Raw genomic sequence first — 20565 nt, forward strand, 5'->3', positions numbered from 1 at the left:
AACCTGGCCCCTGTGAAGTTGATGGGCCGTAAGAAGGGCCAGGACGACCTTGACGAGGGCGCGGCGGCGCTCGACGCCGCCGGAGCCGCAGAAGCGACCTCTCGGGGCCCGCGTGGGACGAGCCCGAAGGGCCGCCCCACGCCCAAACGCAGCGAAGCGCGGCGCACCGCGCGCAAGGGCCCGGTCGCGCCCGCACCGATGACCGCGTCGGAGGCGCGGGCCCGCCGCAAATCGTTGGCCGGCCCCAAGCTCAGCCGCGAGGAGCGCAAGGCCGACCGCGCCGCCAGCCGCGCGAAGATGGCCAATCGCCGGGAGCGCATGATGGCCGGTGACGAGGCATACCTGTTGCCGCGGGACCAGGGGCCGATCCGGCGCTACGTGCGCGACGTGGTGGATTCCCGGCGCAACCTGCTGGGCCTGTTCATGCCCGCGACGCTGTTCTTGATGTTCGCGATGTTCACCACCCCGCAGCTGCAGCTCTACGTCTCCCCGGCGATGCTGCTGCTGATGGGCGTGATGATGGTCGACGGGCTACTCCTGGGCCGCAAGGTGAACAAGCTGGTGGACACGAAGTTCCCGGAGAACACCGAAAGCCGTTGGAAGCTGGGCCTGTACGCTGCCAGCCGGGCGTCGCAGATGCGGCGGTTGCGCACGCCGCGGCCCCAGGTCAAGCGCGGCAGCGATGTCGGTTAGACATCGCCGGAAAGCCGCCTGAGCGGGTGCGCACGCTGGTGCTCGGCGGGATCCGGTCGGGCAAATCCCGGTGGGCGGAGGACGCCATCGCCGAGGCGCTGCCGGCCGGCCAACCGGTGTGCTACCTGGCCCCGGGGCCGACGGGTGCGGGCGACGCGGCCTGGGCCGACCGGGTCGCCGAGCACCGCAGCCGCCGGCCGGGGCATTGGTCGACGGTCGAAACCGACGACGTCGCAAGCCAGCTGCGCGGGGCGCCGGACACCCCGACTCTCGTCGACGACCTGGGCGCCTGGCTGACCGGCGCGCTCGACCGCCACGGCGGGTGGGACGGCGGGTCGGTGGCGGCCCCGGTCCGCGACCTGCTCGCCGCGATCGACGCGTTCAGCTCCACGTTGGTTCTCGTCAGCCCGGAGGTCGGGCTGACCGTCGTCCCGGCCACCGCGTCCGGGCGCCGGTTCGCCGACGAACTGGGCGGCCTCAACCAGCGCGTCGCCGACGTGTGCGACCGGGTGGTCCTGGTGGTGGCCGGGCAGGCGGTGCCGATCAAGCCGTCGGGGACCTGATGGAATTCGCCCCGGTATCGCCGCCCGATGCGGGCGTCGCCGCTGCGGCCCGCGCCCGCCAGGACACCCTGACCAAGCCGAGGGGCGCGCTGGGCCGCCTCGAGGACCTGTCGGTGTGGCTCGCCTCATGCCAGGGGCATTGCCCGCCGAGACAATTCGAGCGCGCCCGGGTGGTGGTGTTCGCCGGTGACCACGGGGTCGCCCGGTCCGGGGTATCGGCCTACCCGCCGGAGGTGACGGCCCAGATGGTCGCCAACTTCGAAGCCGGCGGCGCGGCGATCAACGTGCTGGCCGATGTCGCGGGCGCGACGGTGCGGGTCGCGGATCTGGCGGTGGCGGGCGATGGGCCGACGGACCGGATCGGCGCCCACAAGGTGCGGCGCGGCAGCGGCGACATCACCGTCGAGGACGCGCTGACCCATGACGAGACCGTCGCCGCGATCACCGCGGGCCGGGCCATCGCCGACGAGGAAGTCGACTCCGGCGCCGACCTGCTGATCGCCGGGGACATGGGGATCGGCAACACCACCCCGGCCGCGGTCCTGGTGGCGGCGCTGACGAACGCCGAACCGGTCGCGGTGGTGGGCTTCGGCACCGGGATCGACGACGCCGGATGGGCGCGCAAGACGGCCGCGGTGCGCGATGCCCTGTTCCGGGCGCGGCAGGTGCTGCCCGACCCGGTGGCGCTGCTGCGCTGCGGCGGCGGCGCCGACCTGGCCGCGCTGGCGGGGTTCTGCGCGCAGGCCGCGGTGCGGCGCACCCCGCTGCTGCTCGACGGGATGGCGGTGACGGCCGCCGCGTTGGTCGCCGAGCGGCTGGCTCCCGGCGCGCGGCTGTGGTGGCAGGCCGGTCATCGGTCCACCGAGCCGGGCCATGCCCTGGCGCTGACCGAGCTCGGCCTGGAGCCGATCCTGGATCTGCGGATGCGGCTGGGTGAGGGCAGCGGCGCCGCGCTGGCGCTGCCGGTGCTGCGCGCCGCGGTGGCCACGCTGTCGTCGATGGCGACGTTCGCGCAGGCGGGCGTGTCCGACCGGGCCGCTCCCGCGCCGTGATGCGTTCGCTGGCAACGGCTTTCGCGTTCGGCACGGTGCTGCCGTTGCCGCGTGTGCGCAACGCTGCAATGGGTCGCGGCGCCATGACGGCGCTGCCCGTGGTGGGCGCCGTCCTGGGCGCCTTGGCCGCGGCCGTGACGTGGGGCGGGGCGTGGGCGTTCGGGGCGTCCAGCCCGCTGTCCGGGCTGCTCGCGGTCGCGGCGCTGCTGCTGGCCACCCGTGGCCTGCACATCGACGGGGTGGCCGATACGGCCGACGGCCTGGGCTGTTACGGGCCGCCGCAGCGCGCGCTGGCGGTGATGCGCGACGGCTCGACCGGGCCGTTCGGCGCGGCGGCCGTCGCCGTGGTGATCGCGCTGCAGGGGCTGGCCTTCGCCGCGCTCGGGGCGGCGGGCAGGCCCGGAATCGTCGGCATCGCGATGACGGTGTTCGCCGGCCGGGTGGCCGGGGTGCTGGCCAGTCGCCGGTCGGTGCCGGCGGCCGCGGGCAGTGCCCTGGGGGTGCGGGTCGCGGGCAGCCAGCCCGGGGCCGTGGTGGCGGCCTGGGTCGCGTTGCTGCTCGCCGCCTCGCTGGCCGCCGGTCCGCGGCCGTGGCAGGGGCCGGCGGCCATGCTGGCGGGCCTGTGCTGCGGCGCGGTGTTGGTGCGGCACTGCGTGCGCCGCTTCGGCGGCATCACCGGTGACGTGCTGGGCGCCGCCATCGAGCTGACCACGACGGTGAGCGCCGTGGCGCTCGCCGGATTGGTGCGGTTCTAGCCGCGAGCACCCGGGCGGCCGGGCGCTCGGGCCCGGCGGCCCGGCTGGACGGGCGTTCGGGCGAGAAGATCAGCCCAGCCGGGCCATCCAGCCGTGCGTGTCGGCGAAGGTGCCCCGCTGGATCCCGGTCAACGTGTCGCGCAGCGCCATCGTCACCTCACCGGGCTGGCCGTCGGCGACGGTGAACTCGGTGTCGCCGTACTTGACGCGCGAGACCGGGGTGATGACGGCGGCGGTGCCGCAGGCGAACACCTCGGTGATCTCGCCGGCGGCCGCCTTCTTCTGCCACTCGTCGATGTCGATCTTGCGTTCCTCGACGGAGAATCCAGCGTCAATCGCCAACTGCAGCAACGAATCCCGGGTGATGCCCGGCAACAGCGAACCGGACAGTTCCGGGGTGACCAACCGCGCCGACCCGCCGCTGCCGAACACGAAGAAGATGTTCATGCCGCCCATCTCTTCGACGAAGCGACGTTCGACGGCGTCCAGCCACACCACCTGGTCACACCCGTGCGCGGCGGCCTCGGCCTGCGCCAGCAGCGAGGCGGCGTAATTGCCACCGAACTTGGCCGCACCGGTGCCGCCGGGACTGGCCCGCACGTAGTCCGTCGACACCCAGACGGTGACGGGGTTGATGCCGCCCCTGAAATACGCCCCGGCCGGCGAGGCGATCAGCAGGTAGCGGTACCGCTTGGACGGCCGCACGCCCAGTCCGGGCTCGGTGGCGATGATGAACGGGCGCAGATACAACGCCTCTTCGCCCCCGGCGCCGGGAACCCAGGCCTTGTCGACGGCGATGAGCTGACACAGCGAGCCCATGAACAGGTCATCGGGCAGCTCGGGCATCGCGAGCCGCCGCGCCGAGGACCGCATCCGCGCGGCGTTGGCCTCGGCGCGAAACGACACGACCGAACCGTCGGCCCAGCGGTAGGCCTTGAGCCCTTCGAAGATCTCCTGCGCGTAGTGCAGCACGATCGCCGACGGGTCCAGCTCTATCGGGCCGTACGGGATGACCCGCGCGTTGTGCCAGCCCCGCTCCTCGTCGTAATCGATCGACACCATGTGGTCGGTGAAGTACTTGCCGAATCCGGGCTCGGCCAGGATGGATTCACGGTCGGCGTCGGTCACCGGATGGGCCGAGCGGGAAACCGTGAACTCGAGGGAGCCGCTGGTCATGGCGTGATTGTATATCCGCCTGCGACCGGGCTTTTCACCCGAACCTGCGGCACTACCGGGTCTTCGCTTCGACGAAGGGCGGCCGCACGACCTCACACTCGGCGGCGCGCCCGCGGATGTCGACGGTGACTCGGTGGCCGTCCTCGACCCCGGCGCCGGCGTCGATCAGCGCCAGCCCGATCCCGACTTGCAGCGTCGGGGAGAACGTCCCCGACGTGGTGACCCCCACCGGCGTCTCGCCGGCGAGCACCGTCAGCCCGGGGCGCAGCACACCGCGGCCGACCATCCGCAGCCCGCGCAGCAGCCGCCGCGGCCCCGCCGCCTTCTCCGCCAGCAGCGCGTCGCGGCCGAAGAACGCGTCCTTCTTCCAGCCGATCGCCCACCCGCATCGGGCCTGCAGCGGCGAAATGTCGCGCGCCAGTTCATGCCCGTGCAGCGGGTAACCCATCTCGGTGCGCAGCGTGTCGCGGGCGCCCAGGCCCGCCGGCTCGCCGCCGGCGGCGGCAACGGCGGCGGCCAGCGCGTCGAACACCACACCCGAGGATTCCCACGGCGGTAGCAGCTCGTAGCCGTGTTCTCCGGTGTAGCCGGTCCGGCACACCCGCACCGGCACCCCGGCGTAGGAGGCGTCGGCATAGCCCATGTAGTCCATGTCGGTGGGCAGGCCCAGCTCGCCGAGCACGCCGGCCGATCGCGGGCCCTGCACCGCCAGCACCGCATAGGAGCGATGCTCGTTGGTGATCGTCAGGCCGGCGGGGGCCACCGCCCGCAGCGCCTCGACCACCGCGGCGGTGTTCGCCGCGTTGGGCACCAGAAAGATCTCGTCGTCGCCGACGTAGTAGGCGATCAAGTCGTCGATGACGCCCCCGGATTCGGTGCAACACAAGGTGTATTGCGCCTTGCCCGGCCCGATGCGGCTCAGGTCGTTGGTGAGCGTCGAGTTGACGAATGCGGCGGCACCCGGCCCGCGGATCGACGCCTTGCCGAGGTGGCTGACGTCGAACAGTCCGACCGCGTTGCGGGTGGCGTTGTGCTCGCTGACGGTGCCGGCGTACGACACCGGCATCAGCCACCCGCCGAACTCGGCGAAACTGGCCCCCAGGTCGCGGTGGCGGTCTTCCAACGGGCCATGCTGCAGGTCATCGGTCACGACGGTTCACCCTAATCGCGGGTGCTGGCACACTTGGGTGGGTGGTCGATTCCCCGGACTTCGAAGCGCTCGAGGCCGCCGGAATCGCCGATGCGCGCGAGCGGGCCGACCTCATCAAGTACCTGGGCGAACTCGGCTTCACCGTCGACGAAATGGTGGAGGCCGAACAGCGGGGCCGGCTGTTCGGCCTCGCCGGTGACGTCCTGCAATGGTCGGGGCGCCCGATCCACACGATGGCAACCGCGGCCGAACAACTCGGGTTGTCGCCCGGGGAAGTCGCCCAGGCGTGGGGTTTGCTCGGCCTGACGGTCGCCGGCCCCGACGTTCCGGCGCTGAGCCAGGCCGATGTCGACGCGCTGGCGACCTGGGTCGCCTTGAAGTCGGTGGTGGGCGAGGACGGCGCGTTCGGATTGCTGCGGGTACTCGGTGCCGCGATGGCCCGCCTCGCCGAGGCCGAGTCGACGGCGATCCGGGCCGGGACGCCGGACATCCAGATGACCTACACCAACGACGAGCTCGCCACGGCGCAGGCGTACCGCGCGGTCGCGGAGTTCGTCCCCCGGATTTCCGCACTGATCGACGTCGTTCACCGCCATCATCTGACCGGCGCCCGCACCCACTTCGAGGGCGTCCTTCGCGACACCTCGGCAACCGTGATGTGCGGCATCGGTTTCGCGGATCTGTCCGGCTTTACCGTGCTCACCCGCGCGCTCACCCCCGCGCAGCTTTCGGCTCTGCTCAACGAGTTCGCCGGCACCGTCGCCGACGTGGTGCACCGCGACGGCGGCCGGGTGGTGAAGTTCATCGGTGACGAGGTGATGTGGGTGAGCGCGTCACCCGAACGCCTCGCCCGGGCGGCGGTCGATCTGGTCGAGCATCCGCGGGCCCGCGAGGAGGGGCTGCGGGTCCGCGCCGGCCTCGCGTACGGCGGCGTCCTGGCGATCAACGGCGACTACTTCGGCAGCCCGGTCAACTTGGCGGCGCGTCTGGTCGGGGCCGCGGCCCCGTGCCAGATCCTGGCCGATTCGGCCCTGCACGAGCAACTGCCGGAGTGGCCGGCGACGGTCCGTGGCCCCTTTGACCTCAAGGGCTTTGACGACCCCGTCGTCGCGTTCGAGCTGCACGGCGGGGGCGCCGCCGACCCCGGCGCGGGCTCCGGCGATTAGGGTAACTGCCCGTGACCACCGAATTGAGCTATCAAAGCCCCGCCGTCAACGTCGCCACATCGCTGCCGAAACGCCAGGCGGGCTCTTCGGTATTGGTCGTGCCGGTGGTCTCGACCGGCGACGAGGACAGGCCGGGCGCGGTAGTCGCCCAGGGCGAGTCGCCGCTGACCGCGGAGGCGGTCGCCGAAATCGAATCCGGGCTGCGGGCGCTGGACGCCACCGGCGCCAGTGAGCAGGTCCACCGCCTGGTCGTGCCGTCGCTGCCGGTGTCCAGCGTGCTGGCGATCGGCCTGGGCAAACCGCGGCCCGAATGGCCGGCCGACACGATCCGTCGCGCCGCCGGTGTGGCGGCGCGGTCCCTGGGCACCGCCGAGGCGGTGTTCACCACCCTCGCCGGGTTGCCCGGCGCCGACGTGTGCTCGGCGGCCGTCGAGGGATTCATTCTCGGCAGCTATCGGTTCACCGAGTTCCGCAGCGGCAAGACCGCGCCGAAAGACAACGGGCTGCGCAAGATCACCGTGCTGTCCGCCGCGAAGGACGCCAAAGCGGCCAGCGCGCACGGCGCGGCCGTGGCGACCGCGGTGGCCACCGCCCGCGACTTCGTCAACACACCGCCGAGTCACCTGTATCCCGCCGAATTCGCCCGGCGTGCAAGGGCTTTGGGCGAATCCGTGGGTCTCGAGGTGGAGGTCCTCGACGAGAAGGCGCTGCAGAAAGCGGGCTACGGCGGCGTGATCGGCGTCGGCCAGGGCTCGTCGCGGCCGCCGCGGCTGGTGCGGCTGACCCACCGGGGTTCGAAGCTGGCCAAGAAATCCAAGCAGGCGAAACGCGTCGCGTTGGTCGGCAAGGGCATCACGTTCGACACCGGCGGCATCTCGATCAAGCCCGCGGCATCGATGCACCACATGACCTCGGACATGGGCGGCGCGGCCGCGGTCATCGCCACGGTGGCGCTGGCCGCGCAGTCGCGCTTGCCGATCGACGTGATCGCCACCGTGCCGATGGCCGAGAACATGCCGTCCGGCACGGCCCAGCGGCCCGGCGACGTGCTGACGCAGTACGGCGGCATCACCGTCGAGGTGCAGAACACCGACGCCGAGGGCCGGCTGATCCTGGCCGACGCCATCGTGCGCGCGTGTGAGGACAACCCGGACTACCTGATCGAGACGTCCACCCTGACCGGCGCGCAGACCGTGGCGCTGGGCGCCCGGATCCCGGGGGTGATGGGCAGCGAGGCGTTCCGCGACCGCGTGGCGGCGATCTCGCAGCGGGTGGGCGAGAACGGCTGGCCGATGCCGCTGCCCGACGAGCTCAAGGACGACCTGAAGTCCACCGTGGCCGACCTGTCCAACATCAGCGGTCAGCGCTTCGCCGGCATGCTGGTCGCCGGGGTGTTCCTGCGCGAATTCGTCGCCGACGGGGTGGGCTGGGCGCACATCGACGTGGCCGGCCCGGCGTACAACACCAGCGGCCCGTGGGGTTACACGCCCAAGGGCGGCACCGGTGTGCCGACCCGCACCATGTTCGCGGTGCTCGAGGACATCGCCGAAAACGGCTAGCCCTCAGCGCTTCCCGGTCAGCAGCGAGAAAACGGCGCGCCGCACCTGGCGGCGCGGCCATCCGCTCGCGCCGTCGGCGGCCAACGCGGCGTTGGCCGCGTTGCGCCCGCAGGCGCCGTGCACCGAGCCACCCGGGGTGGCCGACGCGCTGCCCAGATACAGGCCCTGCACCGGGGTTTCGGCCCGGCCCATGCCGGGCGCCGGACGAAAGATCAGCATCTGCTGCAATTGCGCGGTCCCGCCGTTGAGCGCACCCAGGTGCAGGTTGGCGTCACTGGCCTCCAGGTCCGACGGCCGCTGCACGAACCGGTCGACGACCGCCGAACCGAAGCCCGGCGCATGCTCCTCGATGACCCGGTCCACCGCCGCGGCGAGCCGGTCGGCCGACGCGTCGTCGGCGACGTTACGCGGCAAATGCGTGTAGGCCCAGACGCTTTCGGTTCCCTCGGGAGATCTGCTGGGATCGGCCGTGGTGGTCTGCCCCAACAACATGAACGGGTGCTCGGGCACCACCCGGGTGTTCAGGTCGGCCATCCAGCGGACCAGCCCGTCGCCGTCGGCGCCCAGATGGACGGTGCCCACGCCGTGCAGGCTCTTCGCCCGCCAGGGAACCGGCCGGTCGAGCGCATAGTTGACCTTCACCACCGGCGGATCCCACTCGAAGTGTTCGAGGTCGCCTAACAGCTTGGGCGGCAGCGCATCCGCGGGCAGCATGTCGCGGAACAGGCGCGGCGCCGTCACGTCGGCGATGATCGCCCGCCGCGCCGCCACCGTGCGCCCCTCGGCCGTCGTCACGCCGACCGCGCGGCCACCCCGCACCTGGATGCGGGAAACGTTCTGGTTGCACTCGATTCGCGCGCCCGCGGAGCGGGCACGGCTGACCAGGGCGGCGGTCAGCTGGCCCGAGCCCCCGACGGGCACGGGCCAGCCGCGGTCCTGCGCCAGCATCGTCATCAGGAATCCCATGGCCCCGCTGATGGGCGCGTCCGGCGGGACGTCGGCGTGCATCGCGTTGCCCAGCAACAACACTCGCGGCGCCTCGCCGGCGAACAGCTCGCTCGCCATGGTGTTGGCGGGCAGCACCAGCAGCCGCGCCACCCGGAGCGCTTCGGACGTGCCGAGTTTGGCCAGCAGCCGCAGCACCGGCCGCACCGGCGGGAAGGGCGCCAGCATGGCGTCGAGCAGCGGCGCCTTGATCCGCTGCCACAAATCCACCAGCCGCCACCAGTTGTCGCCGTCGGCCGGTTCCCGGCGCGCGAATTCCGTTGCCGTGCGCGCCGGGTCGCGGTAGACGACGGGCGGGTCCTCATCGGCCGCGCTGCGCGGATGCCCGACCACCGCCGGGGCGTGTGACCACCGCAGGCCATGGTCCTCCAGCCCCAGCGCCGCGATCGCGGGTGAGGCCGCCGTCATCGGGTAGTAGGAGCTGAACAGGTCGGTGATGTAGCCCGGCGTCAGCTCGGCACTGCGAACCGCGCCGCCCGGTTCCGGCTGGGCTTCGAGCACCAGCACGTCCCATCCGGCGTCGGCCAGCATCGAGGCGGCGACCAGCCCGTGGTGCCCCGCCCCGATGACGACCGCGTCGGCGGTGTCGCGCGCGCTCACTTCACCTGGCTCGGCTCCAGGCGTTTCGCCAGAGCCGCCAGCCGCCACAGGCACTCCTTGTTGCGCGGGTAGGCCGCGGCCAGCGCCATCGAATTGGGAACGGCCGCCATCGGGCCCTCCACGGGCACCTCGATCATCTCCACCCGGCAGCCCTGCGGCGTCTCGTGCAGCAGCATCGTGATCCTCGCGGCGCCCAACGGCCCCAGGCGGGCACACAACACCAGCTTGTGCGGCGGCTCGCACTCCTCCACGATCGTCGCGTCGTTGATCACCAACGGCCAGATGCCGATCGAGTGCCTGATCGAGGAGCCCGGCTCCGGCCAGTTCGGGTCGACGGCCCGCATCCGGCTGTTGCCGACCACCCACTGGGTGTAGGTCCACCCCTGGGCCAGTACCTCCCACACCCGCTCGCAAGGCACGTCCACGTCCCGCGTCGCACTCAGCACCACGTTGCATTCCCCTCTCGGCTATCGCGGCGGGATACCCCGGAATTGGGCGCGATATCCGGACAACTTCGCGTTTACCGGCCTCCCCCAGCGGCTAATCTCCCTCCGATCGAAAACCCGTACGAAGAAAGGCGAGATCGTGACGGTGCGACGGTTGATCCTCGGAGTGGGGGCCGTACTTTTGCTGGCCGGCGTGATCGGCCTACTGGCGCCGGTGTCGATTTCCGACGGCAACGGCCATTCGATCGGGTGCGGGAACGCCGTCGCCACGGACCTGTCCGCGGCCAGAAGCGCGAACAACAACAGCGTGGCGAACATCCCGATCCTCAACCAAATCGTTCCGCACACCGACTATGTGGCGCAGTGCCAGTCGTCGGTGGGCAGCCGGCGCATGTGGTCGATCCCGCTGGCGGTCATCGGGCTCATCGCCATCGGCGGGATCTTGCTGACGGGCCGCCAGGGCGCGGCGCGGGCCGGCACCTGAGCCGGAGGCGGTGGGCGCCAAGCGCCCGAGTCAGATGACCCGCATCCGCGCGAAGTTGCGCAAGCCCTGCGGCGCCACGCGCGAAAGGCCGTACAGCGCATAGGCTTCCGGCGCAACCGGGCGAATCGGCTTCTTCTTCTGCACCGACGACAGGATGGCGTTGGCGACCTTGTCGGGGCCGTAGTGCCGCAGCGCGAACATCTTGCCCAGCTGGCCGCGCCGGCCGTCGACCTGTTCGCCCTTGCCGGCGGGCGCGTCGAACCGGGTGGTGTTGATGATGTTGGTGTCGATGACGCCCGGGCAGATCGTGGTGAGCCCCACCCCGGCGGTGTCGAGTTCGGCGCGCAGGCAGTCGGAGAACATGTAGGTCGCCGCCTTTGACGTGCAGTAGGCGTTCAGCGATTGCAGCGGGGCGTAGGCGGCCATCGACGACACGTTGACGATGTAGCCGCCGGTGCCCCGCTCGACCAGCCGGCGGGCGAACGACCGGCACCCGTTGACCACGCCGCCCAGGTTGACGTCGAGCACCCGGTCGAACTGCTCGGCCGGGGTGTCCAGGAATCCCCCGGCCTGGCCGATGCCGGCGTTGTTGACCACGATGTCGGGCACGCCGTGTTCGGCGCTGACCCGCTCGGCGAACGCCTCGACGGCCTGGGCGTCGGACACGTCCAGCACGTAGGGGTGCGCGACGCCGCCGCGGGTGGCGATCTCGGCGGCGGTGGCCTTGACGGCCGCTTCGTCGATGTCGCTGACGACCAGCTCGGCGCCCTCGCGCGCGAAAGCGAACGCCGTCTCGCGGCCGATCCCGCTGCCGGCGCCGGTGACCGAGACCAGGGTGTCGCCGAAGGACCCGCGCGGACGTCCGACCTGCGCGCGCAGCAGCGCGCGACTGGGCGGCTTGCCCTCGGCCAGGTCGGCGAAGTCGTGCACGGCCGCGGCCATCACCTGCGGGTGGGACATCGGCGAGAAGTGACCGGCCTTGATGTCGCGCCGCCAGAGCCGCGGCACGAAGCGCGGCGTGTGGTCGTAGCCGTACGGCCGGACGTACTTGTCCTTGGTGTTGACGATCAACTGCACCGGAACGTCGACGACGTGGATGCTCCGGCCGCGGCCGGAGAACGAGCGAAAGTAGTTGGCGGGATAGGTTTTCACCGACCGGGCGGCATCGCGGGCCAGATGCGGGGAGTGGTGGATCTGCTCGGCCGGGATGTTGTCCACCGCGTTGCGCCGAAGCGCCGGGATCGACAGCGTCAGCCGAAGGGACAGCGGCGCGAGCACCGGTATCGAGAAGAAGATCATGTAGGTCAGGCGCAGCGCCTGGCTGATCGCGCGCGCGAAGGTGCGCGGGCGCCAGGGCGCCCGCAGTCCGCTGAAGATGTAGTCGACCAGTTGGTCCTGGCTCGGGCCGGACACCGACGTGAACGTGGCGATCCGGTCACCGGCGCCGGGCCGCTTCAGGTAGTGCCACACACCCACCGAGCCCCAGTCGTGGGCGAGCACGTGCACGGGCCGGCCCGGGCTGAGCTCTCCGGTCACCGCGGCGAAGTCGTCGGCAAACCGGTCCATAGTGTACGCCGACACCGGCTTGGGCGCCGATGACTCACCTACGCCACGGTTGTCGTAGCGAAGGATGCGGAACCGATCGGCCAGCAGCGGCACGACGCCGTCCCACAGCACGTGCGAGTCGGGGAAGCCGTGCACCAGCACGACGGTGGGGCCGTCGGGGTTGCCCTCCTCGAAAACCGCGATTCGCGCGCCGTCGGCGCTCTCGACGAGATGCTGGGCTAGCTGTTGTGTTCCCGGCATCGGGACCTCCCCGCTTCGACTGCAGTGGCCACACCGTAGCAAGGGGATTCTGGCCGCCCCGGCAACCGCGCGGTCCGCCCTGGATGTGTGCGGGCGCGGACGCAGTGACAGGATAGTTTTGGATAGTTACTTCGAACGGCTAGCCAGATGTTCGACCCGCCCCGACCCACGAGCGATCGAGGAGTCAAGACGATGGCCATCTCCGTCCAGATGCCTGCACTCGGTGAGAGCGTCACCGAGGGGACGGTCACCCGCTGGCTCAAGCAGGAAGGCGACACGGTCGAACTCGACGAACCCCTCGTCGAGGTGTCCACCGACAAGGTCGACACCGAAATCCCGTCGCCCGCGGCGGGCGTGCTGACCAAGATCGTCGCCCAGGAGGACGACACCGTCGAGGTGGGCGGGGAACTGGCCGTCATCGGCGACTCGTCCGAGGGCGGCGGCTCCTCCGAGGGCGACGGCTCGGACGCGGCCGCGCAGGCGCCCAGCCAGCCGGAGCCGCAGGCCGAATCCGCCCCGCCGGCCCAGCAGGAGCCCGAGCCCGAAGCGGCGGCCCCGGCCCAGCCGGAGCCCGAAGCGGCGGCCCCGGCCCAGCCGGAGCCCGAACCCCAGCCCGCCCAACAGAGTTCCGGTGGCGGCGACGCGACGCCGGTGTTGATGCCCGAGCTCGGCGAGTCGGTCGCCGAGGGCACGGTGACCCGCTGGCTGAAGAAGGTCGGCGACCCGGTCCAGGTCGACGACGCGCTGGTGGAGGTGTCGACCGACAAGGTGGACACCGAGATCCCGTCACCAGTGGCCGGTGTCCTCATCAGCATCACCGCCGAGGAGGACGCCACCGTCCCCGTCGGCGGGGAACTGGCGCGGATCGGCACCGGTTCCGAGGCCCCGTCCGCTCCCACGCCCCCGCCCGCCCCCAAACCGGAACCCAAGCCCGAGCCGGCACCCGAACCACCCAAGGCCGAGGCGAAGCCCGAACCCCGGCCGCAACCCCAGCCCGAGCCGGCCCCGAAAGCTCAACCGGCGCAAGCGCAGCCGGCCGCGCCGGCACCCGGCGACTCCGGCCCGAACGGGGCGCCGTACGTGACGCCGCTGGTGCGCAAACTGGCCACCGAGAACGGCGTCGACCTGGCCACGATCACCGGCACCGGTGTCGGCGGCCGCATCCGCAAGCAGGACGTGCTCGCCGCGGCGGAGGAGAAGCAACGCCAGAAGCAGCAGGCCCAGAAAACGCCCGCGCCGCCGCAGGCAACCCCCGCAACCCCCGCAGCGGACGGCAAGGCGGCCCCGGCCGCAGCGCCGACCCCGGCGCCCGCCCTGGCGCACCTGCGCGGCACCACACAGAAGGCCAGCCGGATCCGCCAGCTGACCGCGAACAAGACGCGGGAGTCCCTGCAGGCCACCGCCCAGCTCACCCAGACGCACGAGGTCGACATGACCAGGATCGTCGGGTTGCGGGCCAGGGCGAAGTCCGCGTTCGCCGAGCGTGAGGGCGTGAACCTGACCTTCCTGCCGTTCATCGCCAGGGCGGTGATCGACGCGCTGAAGATCCACCCCAACATCAACGCCAGCTACAACGAGCAGACCAAGGAGATCACCTACTACGACGCCGAACACCTCGGCTTCGCCGTGGACACCGAGCAGGGCCTGCTCTCCCCCGTCATCCACAACGCCGGCGATCTGTCGCTGGCCGGGTTGGCCCGGGCGATCGCCGACATCGCCGCGCGCGCCCGCTCGGGCGACCTCAAGCCCGACGAGCTGTCCGGTGGCACCTTCACCATCACCAACATCGGCAGCCAGGGCGCTTTGTTCGACACCCCCATCCTGGTTCCGCCCCAGGCCGCCATGCTGGGCACCGGGGCGATCGTCAAGCGGCCCCGGGTGATCGTCGACGAATTCGGCAACGAATCCATCGGCGTCCGCTCGATCTGCTACCTGCCGCTGACCTATGACCATCGGCTCATCGACGGCGCTGATGCCGGACGGTTCCTCACCACGATCAAGCACCGGCTGGAAGAGGGAGCGTTCGAGGCCGACTTGGGTCTTTAGGAAGGCTGCCGAACCGTGGCCAAGCCCGTCATCGCCATAGCGGGTTCGTCAGGGCTGATCGGGTCCGCCCTGACGGCGGCGTTGCGTGCGGCCGATCACCGGGTGTTGCGCATCGTGCGCCGGGCGCCGTCGAATTCCGACGAGTTGCACTGGAACCCCGAGAGGGGCGAATTCGACGTCGACGCGATCAGCGACGCCGACGTCGTCGTCAACCTGTGCGGCGTCAACGTCGGCCAGCGGCGCTGGTCGGGCGCCTTCAAGCAGGGCCTGCGCGACAGCCGCATCGCTCCCACCGAAGTCCTGGCCCACGCCGTCGCCGAGGCCGGGGTGCCAACCCTGGTCAACGCCAGCGCCGTGGGCTACTACGGGAACACCAAAGACCGCGTGGTCGACGAAAACGACCGGGCGGGAAAGGGTTTCCTGGCCCAGCTGTGCGAAGACTGGGAGGCCGCCACGCTGCCGGCGCAATACGGGGGCGCCCGCGTGGTGCTGGCCCGCACCGGACTGGTGTTGGCCCCCGGGGGCGGCCTGTTGGGGCGGTTGCGGCCGTTGTTTCGGACCGGGCTCGGGGCCCGGCTGGGCAGCGGCCGTCAATACATGTCCTGGATCACGCTCGAAGACGAGGTGCGAGCGCTGCTGTTCGCCATCTCCGACCCCGCGTTGTCCGGCCCGGTGAACATGACCGGGCCGGCCCCGGTCACCAACGCCGAATTCACCACCGCGTTCGGCCGGGCGATGAACCGGCCGACCCCGTTGATGCTGCCGGGCTTTGCGGTGCGGGCCGTGCTCGGCGAGTTCGCCGACGAGGGCGTGCTCATCGGCCAGCGCGCCATCCCGTCGGCACTGGAGCGAGCCGGTTTTCAGTTCCACCACAACACCATTGGCGAAGCGCTCGGCTACGCCACCGCCCGGCGCGAACACGACTAGCGGCGACCGCGAACGCGGCCGAAGTGGGTCCGGCCCGCGGCGTGATCGCCCGGCGAGTACCGTCGCGAACGTGATCGATTCCATCCGGTCCAGCCGGGCCGCGATCGACGTCCGCCAGCTCGGAATCGTCGAATACCGCGCCGCCTGGCAGCTGCAGCGCGAGCTGGCCGACGCCAGGGTCGCCGGTGGCGGCGACACCCTCCTGCTGCTGGAGCACCCTCCGGTCTACACCGCGGGACGGCGCACCGAGCCGCACGAACGGCCGGTGAACGGCACCCCCGTCGTCGACACCGACCGCGGCGGCAAGATCACCTGGCACGGCCCGGGCCAACTGGTCGGCTACCCGATCATCGGCCTGGGCGAACCGCTCGACGTGGTCAATTACGTGCGGCGCCTGGAGGAGGCGCTGATCAAAGTGTGCGGCGACCTGGGCCTGGAAACGTGCCGGGTGCACGGCCGGTCCGGGGTGTGGGTGCCGGGCGGCGCCGGCCGGCCCGACCGCAAGGTAGCCGCCATCGGAGTCCGGGTCTCGCGCGCGACCACCCTGCACGGGTTCGCACTCAACTGTGACTGCGACCTCGCCGCCTTCACCACGATCGTGCCGTGCGGCATCACCGATGCCGGCGTGACCTCGTTGTCGGCCGAGCTGCGGCGCCCGGTGCAGGTCGACGATGTCCGCGCGGCGGTCGCCGGCGCCGTCTGCGACGCCCTCGACGGCGCCCTGCCGGTCCGGGAACACCCCGGCACGCGCGTAGCATCAGCCATGTGACTGTCGCACCCGAAGGCCGCAAACTCTTGCGCCTCGAGGCGCGCAACGCGCAAACGCCGATCGAGCGCAAGCCGCCGTGGATCAGGGTCCGGGCCCGGATGGGGCCCGAATACACCCAGTTGAAGGGCTTGGTCCGCCGTGAGGGCCTGCACACGGTCTGCGAAGAGGCCGGCTGCCCCAACATCTTCGAATGCTGGGAGGACCGGGAAGCCACCTTCCTGATCGGTGGCGACCAGTGCACCCGGCGCTGCGACTTCTGCCAGATCGACACCGGAAAGCCCGCCGCCCTGGACCGCGACGAGCCGAGACGCGTCGCCGACAGCGTGCGGACCATGGGACTGCGCTACGCCACCATCACCGGGGTGGCCCGCGATGACCTGCCCGACGGCGGGGCCTGGTTGTACGCCGAGACCGTGCGCGCGATCAAGGAGCTCAACCCGTCGACCGGCGTCGAGCTGTTGATCCCGGACTTCAACGGCGAGCCGGCGCGGCTTGCCGAGGTGTTCGAGTCGCGCCCGGAGGTGTTGGCGCACAACGTCGAAACCGTGCCCCGCATCTTCAAACGGATTCGGCCCGCCTTCACCTATCAGCGCAGCCTGGACGTCATCACGGCGGCCCGCGACGCCGGCCTGGTCACCAAGAGCAACCTCATCCTCGGGCTCGGCGAAACCCCCGACGAGGTGCGCACCGCCCTGGCCGACCTGCGGGGCGCCGGCTGCGACATCGTCACCATCACCCAATACCTGCGGCCGTCGGCGCGTCACCACCCGGTCGAACGCTGGGTGCGGCCCGAGGAGTTCGTCGAGTTCGCCCGGCACGCCGAGGGCCTCGGGTACGCCGGGGTGCTGGCCGGGCCGCTGGTGCGGTCGTCCTATCGGGCGGGCCGGCTCTACGAGCAAGCCGCGCGCACCCGCGCCTGAAGCCGCCGCGGCGCCGTGGGCGCGGTAGTCCGCAGCGCCGGTACGTATTCTTTGACTATGGCTAAACCCCGCACCGCCGCTGAGAACAAGGCCGCCCGGGCGCAGGCGCAGGCCGCGCGCAAGGCCGCCGCGAAGGAGCGGCGCGCCCAGTTGTGGCAGGCGTTCAACCTGCAGCGCCAGGAGGACAAGCGCCTGTTGCCGTACATGATCGGCGCCTTCGTGCTGATCGTGGGCATTTCGGTGGCGGTCGGCGTCTGGGCTGGCGGGCTCACGATGATCACGCTGATCCCGTTCGGCGTGCTGCTGGGCGGACTGGTCACCTTCATCATCTTCGGCCGCCGCGCCCAGAAGAGCGTCTACAGCAAGGCCGAGGGCCAAACCGGCGCGGCCGCATGGGCTTTGGACAACCTGCGCGGCAAGTGGCGGGTGACGCCCGGGGTGGCGGCGACCGGCCACCTCGACGCGGTGCACCGGGTCATCGGGCGCCCCGGCGTCATCCTGGTGGCGGAAGGGTCGTCGGCCCGGGTCCGGCCGCTGCTGGCCCAGGAGAAGAAGCGCACGGCCCGGCTGATCGGCGAGGTGCCGATCTACGACCTGGTCGTCGGCAACGGCGAAGACGAGGTTCCGCTGGCCAAGTTGGAGCGCCACCTCAACCGCCTACCGGCCAACATCACCGCCAAGCAGATGGACACGCTGGAGTCGCGGCTGGCCGCGCTGGGGACGCGGGCCGGATCCGCCGTCCTGCCCAAGGGGCCGCTGCCCAACGCCGGCAAGATGCGCGGGGTGCAGCGCACCGTGCGACGCAAGTAGCTCGCGGGTCGCCGCCACACCACTCACCGCCGCACGACCGCCGTCGCGGTCAGCCGATCCTGCAGGCCGCGGCCGTCCCAGTCGGTGAACAATGCGGGGACGACGGTGCCGACGAGCACTCCCCGCACCACGGCGCGGATGATGCCGACCGACGGCCGCCCGTCGACCGTTACCACCTGCAGACCCAGCACCAGCTGCCCCGGCGTGAAGCTGAACAGCCGCACCGAGATCGCCCCGAGCACGAACCAGATGGCCAGCACCGCTGTCGCCAGCGTGTGTTCGGAGAAGACGCCGAAGCGCAGGCCCAGCGCCGCCAGGCCGTAGGAGATCAGCCAGTCGATCATGAGCGCGCCCAGCCGGCGTCCCATCGGGGCCAGGGATCCCGGCCCGCTCTCCGGCAGGCCCAGCCTCTCGCCGGGGAACGCGGACCGGGGTTCCGGCGTCATCGGCCCAGACCGGCGTTCGGCTTCCCGGCCTGCACGGCTTGGAGCCGAAAGTCAACGCTGCGCTCGCGAGCCCGACCAGATACGATCTTGCGATCCATGGCCCCACAATAGAACCCGCCGCCGACCCCACCTGTTTGGTGGATGACACCGGTCGCGTAACCTGCGCGCAACACGGGGTTGACTGGCGGGCAACATCTGCTCCATAGCGTCAGGCCGCGGATCTCACCAGTAAAGGAGCATTTCTGTGACGGAAACGACGCCCGACGACGTCTTCAAAATCGTCAAGGACGAGAACGTCGAGTTTGTCGACGTCCGGTTCTGTGACCTGCCAGGCATCATGCAGCACTTCACGATTCCGGTTTCGTTTTTCGATGAGAGCGTCTTCGAGGACGGGCTGGCCTTCGACGGCTCGTCGATTCGCGGATTCCAGTCCATCCACGAATCCGACATGCTGCTCCTGCCCGACCCCGCGACGGCGCAGATCGACCTGTTCACCGCACACAAGACGCTGAACCTGAACTTCTTCGTGCACGACCCCTTCACCCTCGAGCCCTACTCGCGCGACCCGCGCAACATCGCCCGCAAGGCGGAGAACTACCTGATCAGCACCGGCGTCGCCGACACCGCCTACTTCGGCGCCGAGGCCGAGTTCTACATCTTCGACTCGGTCAGCTTCGACTCGCGCACCAACGGCTCCTTCTACGAGGTCGACGCGATCTCCGGCTGGTGGAACACCGGCGAGCCGACCGAGAACGACGGCACCCCCAACCGCGGCTACAAGGTCCGCCCCAAGGGTGGGTACTTCCCGGTCGCTCCCGTCGACCACTACGTCGACCTGCGCGCGGACATGCTGGCGAATCTCATCAAAGCCGGCTTCAGCCTGGAGAAGGGCCACCACGAGGTGGGCTCCGGCGGGCAGGCCGAGATCAACTACAAGTTCAACACGCTGCTGCACGCCGCCGACGACATGCAGTTGTACAAGTACATCGTCAAGAACACCGCCTGGCAGAACGGCAAGACCGTCACCTTCATGCCCAAGCCGCTGTTCGGCGACAACGGGTCCGGCATGCACACCCACCAGTCGCTGTGGAAGGACGGCAGCCCGTTGATGTACGACGAGACCGGCTACGCCGGCCTGTCGGACACCGCCCGGCACTACATCGGCGGCCTGCTGCACCATGCCCCGTCGCTGCTGGCGTTCACCAACCCGACCGTGAACTCCTACAAGCGACTGGTCCCCGGTTACGAGGCGCCGATCAACCTGGTCTACAGCCAGCGCAACCGCTCGGCCTGCGTCCGGATCCCGATCACCGGAAGCAACCCGAAGGCCAAGCGGCTCGAGTTCCGTTGCCCCGACTCGTCGGGCAACCCGTACCTGGCGTTCTCGGCGATGCTGATGGCCGGGCTGGACGGCATCAAGAACAAGATCGAGCCGCAGGCCCCGGTCGACAAGGACCTGTACGAGTTGCCGCCGGAGGAGGCCGCCAACATCCCGCAGGCGCCCACCCAGCTGTCCGCGGTGATCGACCGGCTGGAAGAGGACCACGAATACCTCACTGAGGGCGGCGTTTTCACGCCCGACCTGATCGAGACGTGGATCAGCTTCAAGCGCGAGAACGAGATCCTGCCGGTGCAGATCCGCCCGCACCCGTACGAGTTCGCCCTGTACTACGACGTCTAAGTCGAGAGGTATCCGCTAGACGACGCCACCCGCGCCGCGATCGCATTGCCGATTGCCGCGCGGGTGGTTTCGTCTGTGCGGAGCGACTACCTGCCGATGCACGCGCCGCGGCGACCGGGGCCAGGACCTGCCCCGGGGCCGAGACCCGTGCCGGCGCCGGGACCCGAGCCCGGAGTCAATCGCCCTGGGCCAGGGCCGGCGCTGGGACCGGAGCCGAGATCAACCCCGCGGCCAGCGCGGAGCCGGCAGCCAACCCAAGGCGCACAACAACGCCGCGACGACGCAACTCGTGACTCACGTAGCACCCTCCACTCTGCGATGTTTCGACGATCCGGTGGCGGCGGCGATTTTCCGAACTCGCCAGTGAGACATATAGCCCAGCCGTCCAGCCGCAGATGGGGGTTTCACGATTGCGCCACCCCGCGGTGGCCCGCCGGACACCAACACCGGTCCGCCGCAACAGAAGCGGTCGGCGCCGCCGCCCCGCGCGTTGGTCGGGGTCAGGGCCCGG

19 protein-coding genes are annotated in these 20565 nt (G+C 70.9%); 13 read left to right on the plus strand and 6 right to left on the minus strand.

From position 1 onward, the window contains the following. Positions 1 to 12 precede the first annotated feature (12 nt). Genes G6N37_RS09335 through G6N37_RS09350 form a run of 4 tightly spaced genes read left to right on the plus strand, consistent with a single transcriptional unit; the run spans position 13 to position 3063 of the window. Entirely contained in the window at positions 13 to 693 is a 681-nt protein-coding gene (locus tag G6N37_RS09335; RefSeq protein ID WP_163679031.1) for a DUF3043 domain-containing protein, read from the plus strand. A 26-nt stretch (positions 694 to 719) separates the two neighbouring features. Then, positions 720 to 1256 carry a bifunctional adenosylcobinamide kinase/adenosylcobinamide-phosphate guanylyltransferase gene (locus G6N37_RS09340; protein WP_163679032.1) on the plus strand — a complete coding sequence of 179 codons (537 nt, stop codon included), beginning with the start codon at positions 720 to 722 and terminating at the stop codon, positions 1254 to 1256. Continuing rightward, complete coding sequence (cobT, locus tag G6N37_RS09345; protein WP_163684809.1) at positions 1253 to 2308, plus strand: nicotinate-nucleotide--dimethylbenzimidazole phosphoribosyltransferase; 1056 nt, start codon at positions 1253 to 1255, stop codon at positions 2306 to 2308. The genes G6N37_RS09340 and cobT overlap by 4 nt, the downstream gene beginning before the upstream one ends. Further along, positions 2305 to 3063, plus strand: a complete 759-nt coding sequence (locus G6N37_RS09350) for an adenosylcobinamide-GDP ribazoletransferase (RefSeq protein WP_163679035.1) — start codon at positions 2305 to 2307, stop codon at positions 3061 to 3063. Before cobT ends, G6N37_RS09350 begins: the two co-directional genes overlap by 4 nt. A 69-nt stretch (positions 3064 to 3132) precedes the next feature. Here the strand turns inward: G6N37_RS09350 and G6N37_RS09355 are convergent, their stop codons facing one another. Next, a complete protein-coding gene (locus G6N37_RS09355) occupies positions 3133 to 4239 on the minus strand; it encodes a branched-chain amino acid aminotransferase (protein ID WP_163679037.1) in 1107 nt (368 codons plus the stop codon). A gap of 52 nt (positions 4240 to 4291) precedes the next feature. Further along, entirely contained in the window at positions 4292 to 5389 is a 1098-nt protein-coding gene (gene gcvT, locus G6N37_RS09360; protein WP_163679038.1) for a glycine cleavage system aminomethyltransferase GcvT, read from the minus strand. A gap of 41 nt (positions 5390 to 5430) precedes the next feature. On the opposite strand from gcvT, the gene G6N37_RS09365 reads away from it, so the two are divergent. Then, on the plus strand, positions 5431 to 6555 hold the full coding sequence (locus tag G6N37_RS09365; RefSeq protein WP_163679040.1) for an adenylate/guanylate cyclase domain-containing protein: 1125 nt from the start codon (positions 5431 to 5433) through the stop codon (positions 6553 to 6555). 11 nt (positions 6556 to 6566) lie between these two features. Then, positions 6567 to 8114: a leucyl aminopeptidase gene (locus G6N37_RS09370; RefSeq protein WP_163679042.1), complete on the plus strand. Its 1548-nt coding sequence runs from the start codon at positions 6567 to 6569 to the stop codon at positions 8112 to 8114. Positions 8115 to 8117: 3 nt separating this feature from the next. On the opposite strand, the gene G6N37_RS09375 is transcribed toward G6N37_RS09370, so the two are convergent. Both G6N37_RS09375 and G6N37_RS09380 read right to left on the minus strand, forming a co-directional pair. After that, positions 8118 to 9719, minus strand: coding sequence for a phytoene desaturase family protein (locus tag G6N37_RS09375; protein ID WP_163679044.1), 1602 nt, complete (start codon positions 9717 to 9719; stop codon positions 8118 to 8120). Continuing rightward, entirely contained in the window at positions 9716 to 10165 is a 450-nt protein-coding gene (locus G6N37_RS09380; RefSeq protein WP_163684811.1) for an SRPBCC family protein, read from the minus strand. The genes G6N37_RS09375 and G6N37_RS09380 overlap by 4 nt, the downstream gene beginning before the upstream one ends. A gap of 139 nt (positions 10166 to 10304) precedes the next feature. Between G6N37_RS09380 and G6N37_RS09385 the strand changes: the two genes are divergently transcribed. Then, entirely contained in the window at positions 10305 to 10649 is a 345-nt protein-coding gene (locus tag G6N37_RS09385) for an aminopeptidase (RefSeq protein WP_163679048.1), read from the plus strand. 30 nt (positions 10650 to 10679) lie between these two features. Here the strand turns inward: G6N37_RS09385 and G6N37_RS09390 are convergent, their stop codons facing one another. Further along, complete coding sequence (locus tag G6N37_RS09390; protein ID WP_163679051.1) at positions 10680 to 12455, minus strand: SDR family oxidoreductase; 1776 nt, start codon at positions 12453 to 12455, stop codon at positions 10680 to 10682. Positions 12456 to 12647: 192 nt separating this feature from the next. Between G6N37_RS09390 and sucB the strand changes: the two genes are divergently transcribed. From sucB to G6N37_RS09415, 5 genes are all read left to right on the plus strand, one after another. Next, positions 12648 to 14501, plus strand: a complete 1854-nt coding sequence (gene sucB, locus G6N37_RS09395; RefSeq protein WP_163679053.1) for a 2-oxoglutarate dehydrogenase, E2 component, dihydrolipoamide succinyltransferase — start codon at positions 12648 to 12650, stop codon at positions 14499 to 14501. Between the two features lie 15 nt (positions 14502 to 14516). After that, complete coding sequence (locus tag G6N37_RS09400; protein WP_163679056.1) at positions 14517 to 15428, plus strand: TIGR01777 family oxidoreductase; 912 nt, start codon at positions 14517 to 14519, stop codon at positions 15426 to 15428. Between the two features lie 70 nt (positions 15429 to 15498). Further along, a complete protein-coding gene (lipB, locus tag G6N37_RS09405) occupies positions 15499 to 16197 on the plus strand; it encodes a lipoyl(octanoyl) transferase LipB (RefSeq protein ID WP_163679059.1) in 699 nt (232 codons plus the stop codon). Next, a complete protein-coding gene (gene lipA, locus G6N37_RS09410) occupies positions 16194 to 17117 on the plus strand; it encodes a lipoyl synthase (protein WP_163679061.1) in 924 nt (307 codons plus the stop codon). The genes lipB and lipA overlap by 4 nt, the downstream gene beginning before the upstream one ends. Positions 17118 to 17174: 57 nt before the next feature. Then, a complete protein-coding gene (locus G6N37_RS09415; RefSeq protein ID WP_163679064.1) occupies positions 17175 to 17927 on the plus strand; it encodes a DUF4191 domain-containing protein in 753 nt (250 codons plus the stop codon). A gap of 23 nt (positions 17928 to 17950) precedes the next feature. Here the strand turns inward: G6N37_RS09415 and G6N37_RS09420 are convergent, their stop codons facing one another. Further along, positions 17951 to 18373 carry an RDD family protein gene (locus G6N37_RS09420; protein WP_163679068.1) on the minus strand — a complete coding sequence of 141 codons (423 nt, stop codon included), beginning with the start codon at positions 18371 to 18373 and terminating at the stop codon, positions 17951 to 17953. Positions 18374 to 18617: 244 nt separating this feature from the next. On the opposite strand from G6N37_RS09420, the gene glnA reads away from it, so the two are divergent. Continuing rightward, positions 18618 to 20054, plus strand: a complete 1437-nt coding sequence (gene glnA / locus G6N37_RS09425) for a type I glutamate--ammonia ligase (protein WP_163679071.1) — start codon at positions 18618 to 18620, stop codon at positions 20052 to 20054. Positions 20055 to 20565 lie beyond the last annotated feature (511 nt).

The organism is Mycobacterium seoulense (assembly GCF_010731595.1).
In the GTDB taxonomy this organism is placed as follows: Bacteria; Actinomycetota; Actinomycetes; order Mycobacteriales; family Mycobacteriaceae; genus Mycobacterium; species Mycobacterium seoulense.